Origin of the sequence: Vibrio olivae, from assembly GCF_042428525.1 — a bacterium.
Taxonomy (GTDB): Bacteria; Pseudomonadota; Gammaproteobacteria; order Enterobacterales; family Vibrionaceae; genus Vibrio; species Vibrio olivae.
This window is the reverse complement of sequence record NZ_JBHMEP010000022.1, coordinates 1-11,572: the sequence shown is the minus strand read 5'-3', so window position 1 is coordinate 11,572 and position 11,572 is coordinate 1. Positions and strand designations below refer to the sequence as shown.

The 11,572-nt window shown below is 40.4% G+C and carries 18 protein-coding genes; all 18 read right to left on the bottom strand.

Annotated elements, in window-relative coordinates:
* The coding region (locus ACFFUV_RS22920; protein WP_390198113.1) for a hypothetical protein at positions 1–194 on the bottom strand (194 nt) is incomplete at its 3' end.
* Positions 191–679, bottom strand: coding sequence for a hypothetical protein (locus ACFFUV_RS22915; RefSeq protein WP_390198110.1), 489 nt, complete (start codon positions 677–679; stop codon positions 191–193). The genes ACFFUV_RS22915 and ACFFUV_RS22920, both read right to left, overlap by 4 nt.
* Before the next feature lie 20 nt (positions 680–699).
* Positions 700–915 (bottom strand): hypothetical protein, encoded by a 216-nt coding sequence (locus ACFFUV_RS22910; protein WP_390198107.1) that lies wholly within the window; start codon positions 913–915, stop codon positions 700–702.
* Between the two features lie 149 nt (positions 916–1,064).
* Positions 1,065–2,135, bottom strand: coding sequence for a DNA cytosine methyltransferase (locus ACFFUV_RS22905; protein ID WP_390198104.1), 1,071 nt, complete (start codon positions 2,133–2,135; stop codon positions 1,065–1,067).
* Positions 2,136–2,159: 24 nt separating this feature from the next.
* Entirely contained in the window at positions 2,160–2,750 is a 591-nt protein-coding gene (locus ACFFUV_RS22900) for a hypothetical protein (protein ID WP_390198101.1), read from the bottom strand.
* Between the two features lie 14 nt (positions 2,751–2,764).
* Entirely contained in the window at positions 2,765–2,989 is a 225-nt protein-coding gene (locus ACFFUV_RS22895; RefSeq protein ID WP_390198099.1) for a hypothetical protein, read from the bottom strand.
* Positions 2,986–3,318 (bottom strand): hypothetical protein, encoded by a 333-nt coding sequence (locus ACFFUV_RS22890; protein WP_390198096.1) that lies wholly within the window; start codon positions 3,316–3,318, stop codon positions 2,986–2,988. Before ACFFUV_RS22890 ends, ACFFUV_RS22895 begins: the two co-directional genes overlap by 4 nt.
* A gap of 6 nt (positions 3,319–3,324) precedes the next feature.
* A complete protein-coding gene (locus ACFFUV_RS22885) occupies positions 3,325–4,467 on the bottom strand; it encodes a hypothetical protein (RefSeq protein WP_390198093.1) in 1,143 nt (380 codons plus the stop codon).
* A gap of 4 nt (positions 4,468–4,471) precedes the next feature.
* Positions 4,472–4,747 carry a hypothetical protein gene (locus ACFFUV_RS22880; RefSeq protein WP_390198090.1) on the bottom strand — a complete coding sequence of 92 codons (276 nt, stop codon included), beginning with the start codon at positions 4,745–4,747 and terminating at the stop codon, positions 4,472–4,474.
* A 1-nt stretch (position 4,748) separates the two neighbouring features.
* Complete coding sequence (locus ACFFUV_RS22875) at positions 4,749–5,078, bottom strand: hypothetical protein (RefSeq protein WP_390198087.1); 330 nt, start codon at positions 5,076–5,078, stop codon at positions 4,749–4,751.
* A complete protein-coding gene (locus ACFFUV_RS22870) occupies positions 5,054–5,662 on the bottom strand; it encodes a dATP/dGTP diphosphohydrolase domain-containing protein (RefSeq protein ID WP_390198084.1) in 609 nt (202 codons plus the stop codon). The genes ACFFUV_RS22875 and ACFFUV_RS22870 overlap by 25 nt, the downstream gene beginning before the upstream one ends.
* 1 nt (position 5,663) lies before the next feature.
* On the bottom strand, positions 5,664–5,969 hold the full coding sequence (locus ACFFUV_RS22865) for a hypothetical protein (protein WP_390198081.1): 306 nt from the start codon (positions 5,967–5,969) through the stop codon (positions 5,664–5,666).
* 239 nt (positions 5,970–6,208) lie between these two features.
* Positions 6,209–6,562 (bottom strand): hypothetical protein, encoded by a 354-nt coding sequence (locus ACFFUV_RS22860; protein ID WP_390198078.1) that lies wholly within the window; start codon positions 6,560–6,562, stop codon positions 6,209–6,211.
* Positions 6,559–7,428, bottom strand: coding sequence for a DHH family phosphoesterase (locus tag ACFFUV_RS22855; RefSeq protein ID WP_390198075.1), 870 nt, complete (start codon positions 7,426–7,428; stop codon positions 6,559–6,561). Before ACFFUV_RS22855 ends, ACFFUV_RS22860 begins: the two co-directional genes overlap by 4 nt.
* Before the next feature lie 234 nt (positions 7,429–7,662).
* Entirely contained in the window at positions 7,663–9,123 is a 1,461-nt protein-coding gene (locus ACFFUV_RS22850; RefSeq protein WP_390198072.1) for a DEAD/DEAH box helicase, read from the bottom strand.
* Positions 9,124–9,282: 159 nt separating this feature from the next.
* Positions 9,283–9,867: a hypothetical protein gene (locus ACFFUV_RS22845; protein ID WP_390198069.1), complete on the bottom strand. Its 585-nt coding sequence runs from the start codon at positions 9,865–9,867 to the stop codon at positions 9,283–9,285.
* A 66-nt stretch (positions 9,868–9,933) separates the two neighbouring features.
* Positions 9,934–10,959, bottom strand: a complete 1,026-nt coding sequence (locus tag ACFFUV_RS22840; protein ID WP_390198067.1) for a PD-(D/E)XK nuclease family protein — start codon at positions 10,957–10,959, stop codon at positions 9,934–9,936.
* Positions 10,940–11,362, bottom strand: coding sequence for a hypothetical protein (locus ACFFUV_RS22835; protein WP_390198063.1), 423 nt, complete (start codon positions 11,360–11,362; stop codon positions 10,940–10,942). The genes ACFFUV_RS22840 and ACFFUV_RS22835 overlap by 20 nt, the downstream gene beginning before the upstream one ends.
* Positions 11,363–11,572 lie beyond the last annotated feature (210 nt).

Genomic DNA, 11,572 nt, shown 5'->3' with positions numbered 1-11,572 from the left:
GTCCCTACATCCCAAACAGGATTGGATATATCCGGGGTAACAGCCTCGATCAACCCTATACGACCAGCGTCATCCTCCATAGAATGCAATGAGTCAAGGTACTTGTCTCTGAAGCCGATGGCGGTGGAGATAGGGAGGCCGGCCTCGACCAGCATCCTCCCCTGTTCTTTTGTGGTGAATATTCTTTCCTTCATAATTTCATTTTCCTTTCTACTGTAACTATCGTATCATTATGCCATCCCCCATGAGCCACTAGAAGAATCTCCTGCTGCTCGAAACCAAGCCCTGCCCCTATACCGCCGGAGTTCCACGCGCAGGTAATGACCACCCCGCCCTTCTTGGTGATCCTAGCTATCTCCTTCTTCTGCCTAGCCCAGTAGCTGGATTGCGTTGTTTGCATATTAACAGCACCTCCAAGCCTTTTATATGACTCGGACACCTGTCTCGTGGAATATGGTGGATCATATAATACCATATCAGCTATATTATCATCAAGATGACACAAGAAGTCCGTGGCGTCTTTATGATACATAGCCTTAGTCTCAGGATCAAGATCGTTGGTGATCGTCCCTATATCGCTGTTTCTGGCGAATGGATCCACTATAACCATCCCCTCTTCTCGATATTTATCTATAAGTTCCCTTATCGGTCTTATGCTGAATGTCTCTTTATTTGGCATTGACCATTTTTTAGTAATTATCATGATCTATGAAGTTTATCCCATTCTTCTTTATCTACTCTTTTACCTTGTATATAAAACAACTGCATTGACCCATCATGAGTGTAAATTGCTTTAGACTTATCATTTTTTAATCTATCGAAAACATTACCAAACCTCTGTGATAATTTCATAGATTGATATTTTTCAAGAAAGTTATATTCTTGATCTGATAAATTTAATTCCTGTTTAATCATTTCCCTGCTTTTGCTCATACCAAATTTGATTGTTTATTTCCTTTTTGAAATTTAATTTCATAATACTTCTAGATATAGGATCACATATATCCTCCCACCAATTCTTGTGTCCTTTTGGTGGATGTATATCCTTTTTCCATGAAGACCCCTTAACTGTTTTGACTCTTCCGTATGGCTTCATTTTGCTCATGTTTATCACATGTCACATTAGTACCCGTTTCTGATGATCCGAACATAAGCTTATCAGTAATTTTGCGAAATTCCTTTACAATATCATTTATTTGCTTACGTTCGATGCTTCTTGGCAAATGGGCTATCACATCCACTGTCCATCCGTTTCCCGCTAAAGACATGGCCGTATTCGGGGCTATCCCATCAAGGTAATCATCCGGCAATGTCTGTAGCCTACACATCTCCACAGGAGTCAGGTATCTGAACTTATCTTTCATGTCAAAGGCATTAGGATATCTTCCGGGCGGTAATGATGATATCACGTTATCTTTCATGACTGTTGTAAGGCAATTACTTTTCTTAATAGAGGTAGTATTCTTGTCTTTTCTTACTTCCAGACATTGCGTTATTTTCACGTTCTTGTCATAATCCTTTCGATGTCCGTCCTCTCCTATCCTTCTACCGACAATGACTCCTATATATATTCCTCTTATGGCTCCCGGATTCCAGCCCTTGTCATGCTCTAAAATATCATCCAACGATATATGTTTGTCTTTCGGCATTTCTACCGGCCAATTACACCAATAAAGACGATGCCGGGTCTGTGCCGAGACCAAGGCGCTATCGATCTCCACCGGCTCTACGCCCAGCTCCTCCGTTATCACTCGGCGATGCTCATCCCGCATCCGGACGTTCTCGCCCAAGAACAGGACCTTACCTTTGGTCTCCTTCCTTAAATGCTTTACGATGTCCGAGAAGCAAAAGAAAAGCCTTCCACGAGCGTCCATGAATCCTTTACCCTTACCTGAGCTAGAGAAGCTCTGGCAACAGAACCCTCCCATGACCAGATCTATGTCTTTCCAAGGGATATCCCATGTTCTCCAGTTATTGACATCCCCTAACTGGATGATATTCGGAAAATGTTTTTGACTTACCTTTATGCATGTCTTGTCTATCTCCGAGGCGTAATAAGTATCTATAGGTATGCCGGCCCTCCGTAACGCTAGATACCCACATGATATCCCGTCAAATAATGATAATACTTTCATATTATTTATCGTTTAGGTATATAATCACTTTAATTGTGATATTACTCTAATAGCATAGAAGGAAACTCTCTTTCTCTCATCATTTGGATAAAACTCATTCCCGTTATAAGTCGCTAACCATGCTTTCTCATAATTATATTGAGTGCTAGTCCAATAACTTGTAGCGCCTTCGTCTATATATAATCCATCGATAAGAGACATGCATCTGTTAATCTCATCTAAATTATTTATGATCTCCATCCATTCTCCCACTGATGCCAGATATCCCATTTGCCCGTTCTTGAATTGAGTAACAGTACATTCATAAGCGGCACTAGCATGCGTATATTCCGCGATACTTTGTGTGTTTTGAAATCCATTAAAATCTTTTTTTGCTTCATTACTTGATGTTATTGTAGTTACTCCTTGGATCAATCCAGTCGTATTAGACCAGCTTTGATTCTTAAGCTCAATACCTGAAATAACGAAGCTGCTGTTGTCGCTTATCAACGCCACTCCTACGGCGTCGTTTCTCCACGAATAATTCCATTCATCACTAGTATATAACTTGCCATTGGTGTGTAAGATATATATACCGTTTGAAGCGGTTTGACCGCCTATCATCCTTCTTCTCATATTCTTCTACCTTGCTAATGTATGTTTATAATTCTAAGTTTATCATATTCTTCAGTAAGAATCCCATGATCAAACAATTTGCTAGCGTCTATTTCAAAGTCCCTATATTTGTCAGTTATATTGATATCAGCCCACATGTTCAATCTCCCCTTATCATCCAACTGCATATGGATAAAGCCTTTTGTCACCTTCTTCCCGGCTTTAAGAGCCTCTACGTCTTTATCGGTAATCTTTTTCATGCTTTCAATATTTTATCGATACAATTAAATTCATCTTTCATCCTGATCTTTATGCCCCCATATGATAATTCCTTATGAGCTGTGACAAAATAATCAACCGCATCTTCATCTAATAAACTATGCGGACACCTTTCCCATACAGGACTTTGATCTAGATGATCCCATGTAGCTACAAGTAACCTATTCTTGTCATTATCAATAGCTATTTTATATGTCCCTATAGTAGCCTTACGTTTAATGATCGCTCCATTTAACATCTGCTTCTTAGCCCAGCTCCATGAACCTCTCAACCCAAATGTCCTTATAACCCAGTCATTTATCTTCTTCATTTCAAGTTATTTGTTAAAAGCGTAATATAAATATAAATACATAAATTGGATAGGGCTATTCACCATACCCTTATCAGTAGGCTCGTCATACTTGTCAAGCCAAAGACGAAGCGCTTCCCAATCGATATCCCGCCGGTCACAGACCATGCAGGCTAGGTTAGCCCCGAACAGATCCCCTCCGCCACGTAAAGACTCGTTAAATCTCTTGGCTAGCCTTTTCTTGAATCCTTTATTGTACCAAATACCGGAGGTAGCGGCATAACAGTAATAAGCGTTGTATTTCATTTTCACACCCATCTTCTCAAATAAAGGCGTATGCCATATCCGGTCAAGGAAGAATACTATTCCACGATAGATAAAGGTTCGCAGGTTCTTTCTGTATCTTTTCCCCATGAAGTTATCCACACAAGATATAGTTCCGCCTGAATAGTACCAGTTATTGGCGCCTCTCTTAACCTTATCCGTCATCTTGAACTTATTTTTCCTATCCTCTACCCTATCCCAAGGCTTTAATTTATCCTCGTTAAATGTCGGGCAATAATGATAGTAATGATTGATCCATGAAAGGTATGGGTTGTATATCGTATATCCATTATCACTTACATATGAGTTTATCTCATACCCAAGCTTCTTAGCTAATGGCGATCCCTCATCAGCTAATACCTTCAATATCGGGTTCAAGTTCCATATCTGGTCTTGGCTGACGAACATCGAATAACAAGGATCCTCATCCTCGCCATACCATCCTCCCATGCCGCTTACGATCTTATCCAGATCAAGAGCATAATCTTTACCCCTAGAGAAATCATCCCTTATGAAGAAACCTTTGTAAGTAGGCATATCCTGCACTCCTGGTTGATCCTTAAATATCTCTTTAGCTCCTTCTACTAGTCTTTCCAGTGTCTGTAAGACAAAGAATATCTCTAGAGGATTATAGTCATGCCCATACACCTTATTGTGTATCCGAAGATATTGAAGAAGCTCGGCTATATTAATAGTCCCGTCCTCCACATATCCCGTATTGTTATCGAAGTTTATTTTGGCCAGAGGGATGTTACTCCCCGGCGGTTGATCTATGTCGTCATAACAATGAACAAACCGGTCGAAGAACAGATCCTTCCAGCCAAGATATTTATCCTCAATCGTCATGAGCTTATTTTTTATCGTACATAGACATGACGTTGATAAGATCAGCCTTTCTGGTCATCCCTTCAAGCTTCTCGAAACCATCCATATTATCACCGCTGACGATGATAGTAGGGTATACCTCAATACCGTATCTGGATATCTCCTCCTCCGTAGCCTTGTTCTCCGGGATCTGGTTCAACGTAACCTCACCCTCATACTCCTGTAACGTGTTGGCGATAATATATCGCATGTAATCGCTGTACTCAGCGTCTTTCTTCGTGAAAAAATCGGTTCTTACCATTTTAAACAGTTTTTAATCTATTAATAATTAAATCCGCTGTAAATATAGCATTATCTATCTCATCCATACCTATTTTCCTTCCATCAAAATCGTTAGATAATAAATCTTTCACGATTTGATATCTGCGCTGCTCCCAATTTATGTCTATATCAAAATTCAGATACCTTACATAATCATAATTCAATTCATCATAACTATAATTGAGATACTTAACTATCGGAAATGGAGTATCATCATAAATAGTGCGCTTGATTAAATCAACGTATTTACCGGTTTTTTTATTGATAGCTCTTAATCTCTCATCTACTACTCTTTCTCCTGACTCTTCCATTCTATAAGCCCTTTGTTATGTTTATCGTAATATAATAATGCTATAGCGTTCCAGCATACGGCGGATAGATGCATGAATCCCTCCTTATCATATCTCTCCCCTTTCGTATAAGCGACCAAGTGTCTCATGAGTGCACCTAGATAACGATTGAACCCATCAGGTATATCTTGCCATGAGTTATCAGCATACTTCTTGGCACCTTCTGTATATACCCTCACGATGTCTTCTATCTCAGCCAAAGGAAGGAGGTCCCACCGGAGTTTGCCGTCGGCCCGGTCGTTCTTCCCGCTGCCGTCCTTCCCGACGAACGGTGCGTCTGTCGCTTCCCACTCATTGGTATTACATAGACCCTCGCCGATAGAGCTATAATCTGTAAGCTTATCGACCGTTTCCTCATCAATAATCCTTAATTTAATAGCCCTGTTTAATGATACAACCATTTCCTCGTCAGCCCAAGCATATTCATATGATGCTTTAAATAATGGGCCTAATTTCATCATTCCTGTACGATCGGCGGTTTCAAGTACCTCAAATACCTCACCGTCATAAACAACCTTTTCGTATTTACCAAATTCCTCTTTCATTTTAAATTTCTTTTTGTTTTATTATTATTACTGGATCATCATTAAAAGGAGACAGTATTCCAATATGCAGCAATATGCTTCGCTCATCCCCATCATTCTTTTCTGCTTTAAAGCCATTGATAACACATTTGTCACTAGATATAATAAAACCGCTTGTATCAGGATTATTTTCAATTGTAACCCATCCCTTTTTAACTGATTCATGATTCCTTAGTTTATCAGCATCATCTTTCGTTAACCAATATTCCTCAAAAACAGTATCCGGATATTTGGTCTTTATTTCCTCGTAAGTATCATACCATGTCATATTTTCATGTTTTAGATTAATAAAATTCGCTAAGATCCCTACATTCCGGTGTCTCACCTGTTATGGAATAAAGCTCACCAGATGATAGATATACGCAATGCGATGTCTTCCCGTCCCTCCACTCGCTTTGCTTCGTAATCCCGCAAATAGCGCAGCGTTGGATCCCCGGCCCTGCCCTTACCCACGAGTGTCGTACGTTTTTCTTTCTCGTCCTGTTGGTGTTGTCAAGTTTCCTCATATTAATCCTCCAAAGTCATTATAATCTTATCTTTCCCGATAATAACCTCATTCCCGCTCCTTACATCAAAGCATTTCCCTTCATCTGCCTCCTTGAAATAAAGAGCACCATTGTACTCGAACAAACCGAAGCCGTAATCGTCTAGCTTCATTTCGTTAAGTCTCTTGAATTTGTATATTTCCCCCATACTTTCTGTATTTTTTATATTTTGTATTACTAAACACATCAAAAAGATAGATAAGATCATTGCTATTATCCCTTCATAAAATTTAGTCGAATCATTCTTTTCATTTCCTTCTACTATCAAATAGATAGAACACGCCATTATTATAAAGGTAGATCCTAATCCAATCATAACATTTTCCTTGTTTTCAAAAACTCCATCATATCCTCTGCGCTAAGCTGGAAGCCTGCCGCCGCCTTATGACCTCCTCCCCCGGGATAGGCTTTATGTGCCAGCGCCGAGACATCCACCTCCTCTTTGGTGGTATAGAATGAACATCTAAAGAATCTTCCGTTCCAGCAAAATGGCATCATCAGATCATGTCTCTTAGGGTTATACATAGATTCAAATGTAGTAGAGTTAAACTCCGTGGTATTCATACATATAGCCTTGTACCCAAATACATCAGCCTCGAATGAGAACATATTCATCTCCCCTCTGTTTTTCTCTACTATATACTCTATTATAGCCTCCCCGTTATTTATCATATCATTCACTAAGTTGCTATCGGCTTTATCTAGTACATCCTTAACAATGTTTACATCAAGACCGCAATATCCCCTCATCCCGTACTGGAACGCCATGACATCACTCCACTCGAACCGGTCGTGATCCCATACATCATAAGCACTCAATAATTCTACCACATTAGGAGTTTTGATGTCATCGAAAAGATATTCCCACGTAAGCTCACAGGCCGCCGCCCCTATACGCCTCTTGCCCTTTACCTCGTAATCCCTCATATCGTCTATGGCTGTCTTATGATGGTCTATCCATACGACATCTATACCTTTCTCTTTCCACTCATCGAAAAGGAATCTCGTTCTGCTCCCAAATGACACGTCAACTACAAATACCTTATCATATTTATTCACGTCAGGTATTTCCTTGCCGTAATTGTAAGGAAGAAGATCAATGTCCCCTTTGAAATACTTTTTCACTATAGCCGCTGACATTACTCCGTCAAGATCAGCCTCATGATATATACACCCAATCATAATAATTTTTTTATTTGTTTCAATTCATATTCTATCACACTGATACGACCCATGATAATATTTTTATCATCGTCATTATCATGATCACCATCTTCCTTCTTAGATAAGATATTATCTATTTGGGCTGACGCTAATACCATCATCATGCAATGATTTGATTTAATTTTTTTAATATATCTACGCCATTTATCGTAATTAGAACACCAATATTTTTTATCCCATCTATACCCATATTTATAATCTATTGTTTTTAATTAAAAAATCTATGTACTCTTTTATCTCCTTGTTTCGACCGTTATCCCAATCAAATGTCTCGTTTATGAATTTGAAGTACGATACCGGAATTGAATGCAACATCCATCCACAATACTTGCCGAATGCCATTAACGTAGAGCCAAGGGGATGATCCGGTCTCCCGGGAACAGGGGCGGCGGTTACGCCCTGCGCCAGCCCTCTCCTTCGGTCTTTCTTGGCGGCTTTGATATCCAAATCCGTTTTCGTTACCATATCCCCCATCGGGATATTGGTGATTAGGTTGTCATTGACAAACATTCCCCATCCATATCCCTTGTAGTTCTCTATACTAAGACCTCGTATATCGCCGAATCTGGAAGAATTATTGCAGCAGTCAACTACCATCGCACTATCCTTCCCATCCTTGATTCTCACGGCTCTACCAATGGCTTGGTACCATGTAGAGAACGAGAACGTAGGTCTGCCGAATACCACACAGTCCAGTCCGGGATGATCGAATCCCGTCCCAAGGGCGGAATAGTTGAACACCACCTGCGTCCCACCTGACTTGAACCTCTCAACTATAGCCTCCCGCTGCTTCTTTGGCGTGCCTCCGTGAACCACCTCCGCCATGCCAGCACATATCTTGGCGTTTATCCATTCGGCGGCCGTATTGCAGCTCTCAACAGAATCCATAAACACCAGTATAGATCTACAGATGTCTTTTAATACCATCAACCGACGTAAAATAAGGTTGTTTAAGCCATTTTTTCTCACCGCCTCACTAATAGACTCAGCCGTATATTCGGAGCCGTTAGAATTGAGTTTAAGGGCATCTCCATTGAAATCCCATGTCTCATATTTAAGAGGTGTCCAAAATTCTTGCCTTATCATCTCCTCTACCTGTATCACGTGAATCAGGTTCTTGAAATATACCGGTCTCATACGAGTGATGAAATTAAGTTGGGAATATGATGTCTGTCCTATCGACATGTTTTTAAGTCTACATGGCGTGGCTGTAAACCCTATCACCTTTCTCGGCTTCAGCTCATTCATGAATGTCATGAACTCACTGCCGTCTTCAGGACTATATCCGGCATGAGCCTCATCTATCAATACATTTCTGATTCCCATCTCCTTAAGCTGACCAACAACCTTCTTGATAGACCCTAACGTGGCGTATATCATGTTAGATAGCTCTTTCTTGCCACAGGAGGCGGAGTAGATGGTCGCCGGTATGCCATATGATGTAAGCTTGCAGTAGTTTTGTATTAGTAATTCGCGAGACGGCTGGAGAACCAGCGTCTTATCTCCCATCAATCTTGCCGCTTCTGCTATGAGGATCGATTTACCGCAACCTACCGGTCCGATGACTAACACTGGATCATGCCTATCAGAGTTTATGTAATCGGAGATACTTTTAACGCATTCCTCTTGATATGGTCTTAATTTGTAAATCACTTGGATCTGTAGTTATCAAAAACGTCTTTCACGTACTCTAATCTTATCGCACACTCCCGACCATCGTCCATTTTCACCATTAAAGTTTCCTTGGTCTTGCTTATGGCTATCACCTCTCCTGTTCCTATCTGGGTATGGACTATATCGCCTAGCTTTATATTACATTTGATCATGGTCAAGTTTTTTATTAAATTCCTCTATCTTACTCCTGTCTGTCTCATTCACCATCTCAGCCTCTTCCTTGAACATGTCGTACCCTTCCCGGATATTATTCCCAACCATATTCTCTATCATCTCCCTCATCTCATCGCTCCTTACGGCAAAAGATATCTGGAATGATTTACTTGTGCCTTTCATCAGGTAATCAATCTCTTTCTTACATTCTGTCATCAATCTATCCAGATTATCGAACTTAACGAACTTAGAGTTGCCATTGGCTTTCCTTACCCCATCCTTGAAATCCTCCAATATCCCGTTAAATACATCCGTCATGCACATCATGGAATGTAGCCATACCAACATCTTGAACTTATACTCATCGCCAGAGCCGTTCATTAGCTCAATAAGCGACTCGCTTCTTGTTAGCATGATCCTGGACTCCTTGTCAATAATATCCTTTATCTGTTTCCGGTATTTCATGGCTTCCACGAAATCCATTTTAGAATAACATTCATTCGATTTCTTTACCAATTTTCTGATATCTTTTCTCGACATTAATAAATTTAATACATCTTTCTCTTCCATGATCTGATCTTTTTGTATTGCAAATATAATTAAAGCCTAGATATTTACCTAGGCTTTTTAATGAAGTTAATCTTTTTTATTCTTTCTTTTAGACTCGTCCCAATCTGATGAGTATCTGCATGTCCCTTGCTTGTGGGTCGAGAAATCACACCAAAAACACAAGGGTTTGGGGCGTGGTTCAAGGCAGGCCGGCTGGCGTCCCGTGAGGTAGCGTGTCTCGTACTTATACCCTTGCTTGGCGTCGTTCCAAACGTGAGCTTGATAGCTATCTATTTTATTTGTCTCGAAATCATACATATCAAGGAGAATATCGTTAAGTTCCTTGACCGATCTCTCCACTTTTTCCTTATCTACCTTCACGTTTTGATTGTCCAGCATGCGGGTAAAGAAATAGCTACACATATCCGGTAATACCTTATACTTCCTGTATATGTAAAAGGCGTATATCGGATGCTGGAGATTGTGAAGCAATTTATCCTTATCGAATAATTTTCTCCCAGACTTCCAGTCTATCGTATACATAGCTGTTCTGTCTTTTGTCTTATACTCACCTCTCCAGTCTACTGATCCTATGATATGTACCTTATCGTACGTAACACCATCCAAAGTAAGGGGCTTGGGCAGCTTATAGGGCAAGACGAAATCCTCCTCCACGCCGGCCGGTCTCGACCCCCGGATTACCTTCTCCATTGGTGTAAGATCGGACCATACCTTCTTATAATTGCCAGCAGCATCCTTCTCAAACAATCCTACAATCCATCTTATTAGTCTAGCCGCATGTTGCATGGACTCGATTTGGGATTTTACGCTATCAAAAGGTATCTTCTCTATATCAGCGTAGTAGTTGAATGCCTTGCTCATATCCTCATAAGAAGGCCTGCATCCGTTCTTGAAGAAATACTCCATTGTCTGGTGGATAACCGTACCATATGACGTAGCCTCGTGCTTTTCCGTGGACCTATGACCCTCCACGTAAGTCTTATACCATTTGTATGGACATTGGACGAACGTATCTATCTGGGAGTATGAGGCGGCGAGGACCTTCTTCCCGTCTATGACCTTACATAACAAATTATTCTCCGGTATTACCATAAAGCTTATCTATGTTTATGTCATGTCCGTATAAATCCATTAACAGGTTTTGTAGATGGTGAAGATTCTTAATCTGAATAGGATCGCTTAGATCGTCTTCCAGATTCCTAAGGCTAAGATAATACCCATCATCAAAAATCTCTATAGATATTCCGTAGCCTCGATATACATCCCGCCCCTTATCACGCTTGAAATAGATAGTATCAAGTATATTATCATTTATCTCAATAGGCATGACATCATCTTCCCCGGAATACCATTTCATTATCCCGTCATCAACCTCACGTTCAAGGACCAATGACTTACTTTCATTACGAATACCAGTAACGCACCCTACTCTCCATATATTGCCAGCCTTGTCTTTTACAAGATCCCCTATCCTTAGTTCTTTAGCCGAAATCATACTCGTCCTCCTCGTTATAATCGTCATCGCAATCATCGACAAGAGGGGTTTCTAGCCCCTCTTCCCAATCATCATATCCAAAGTCCATTACTTACTCTTAAACCAATCATACAACATATCCACAAAAATCCCTACAGTTAGTTCATCAACAGATTTATCACCGAAGACATCATCCGGTATCCTTATATCCATCTTTTCTTCAATCCCCAT

Excerpts from the sequence above, each read along its gene's own strand:
- ACFFUV_RS22915 (WP_390198110.1), bottom strand. The coding sequence starts at position 679 with ATGCCAAATAAAGAGACATTCAGCATAAGACCGATAAGGGAACTTATA.
- ACFFUV_RS22910 (WP_390198107.1), bottom strand. The coding sequence starts at position 915 with ATGATTAAACAGGAATTAAATTTATCAGATCAAGAATATAACTTTCTT.
- ACFFUV_RS22905 (WP_390198104.1), bottom strand. The coding sequence starts at position 2,135 with ATGAAAGTATTATCATTATTTGACGGGATATCATGTGGGTATCTAGCG.
- ACFFUV_RS22900 (WP_390198101.1), bottom strand. The coding sequence starts at position 2,750 with ATGAGAAGAAGGATGATAGGCGGTCAAACCGCTTCAAACGGTATATAT.
- ACFFUV_RS22895 (WP_390198099.1), bottom strand. The coding sequence starts at position 2,989 with ATGAAAAAGATTACCGATAAAGACGTAGAGGCTCTTAAAGCCGGGAAG.
- ACFFUV_RS22890 (WP_390198096.1), bottom strand. The coding sequence starts at position 3,318 with ATGAAGAAGATAAATGACTGGGTTATAAGGACATTTGGGTTGAGAGGT.
- ACFFUV_RS22885 (WP_390198093.1), bottom strand. The coding sequence starts at position 4,467 with ATGACGATTGAGGATAAATATCTTGGCTGGAAGGATCTGTTCTTCGAC.
- ACFFUV_RS22880 (WP_390198090.1), bottom strand. The coding sequence starts at position 4,747 with ATGGTAAGAACCGATTTTTTCACGAAGAAAGACGCTGAGTACAGCGAT.
- ACFFUV_RS22875 (WP_390198087.1), bottom strand. The coding sequence starts at position 5,078 with ATGGAAGAGTCAGGAGAAAGAGTAGTAGATGAGAGATTAAGAGCTATC.
- ACFFUV_RS22870 (WP_390198084.1), bottom strand. The coding sequence starts at position 5,662 with ATGAAAGAGGAATTTGGTAAATACGAAAAGGTTGTTTATGACGGTGAG.
- ACFFUV_RS22865 (WP_390198081.1), bottom strand. The coding sequence starts at position 5,969 with ATGACATGGTATGATACTTACGAGGAAATAAAGACCAAATATCCGGAT.
- ACFFUV_RS22860 (WP_390198078.1), bottom strand. The coding sequence starts at position 6,562 with ATGATTGGATTAGGATCTACCTTTATAATAATGGCGTGTTCTATCTAT.
- ACFFUV_RS22855 (WP_390198075.1), bottom strand. The coding sequence starts at position 7,428 with ATGATTGGGTGTATATATCATGAGGCTGATCTTGACGGAGTAATGTCA.
- ACFFUV_RS22845 (WP_390198069.1), bottom strand. The coding sequence starts at position 9,867 with ATGGAAGAGAAAGATGTATTAAATTTATTAATGTCGAGAAAAGATATC.
- ACFFUV_RS22840 (WP_390198067.1), bottom strand. The coding sequence starts at position 10,959 with ATGGTAATACCGGAGAATAATTTGTTATGTAAGGTCATAGACGGGAAG.
- ACFFUV_RS22835 (WP_390198063.1), bottom strand. The coding sequence starts at position 11,362 with ATGATTTCGGCTAAAGAACTAAGGATAGGGGATCTTGTAAAAGACAAG.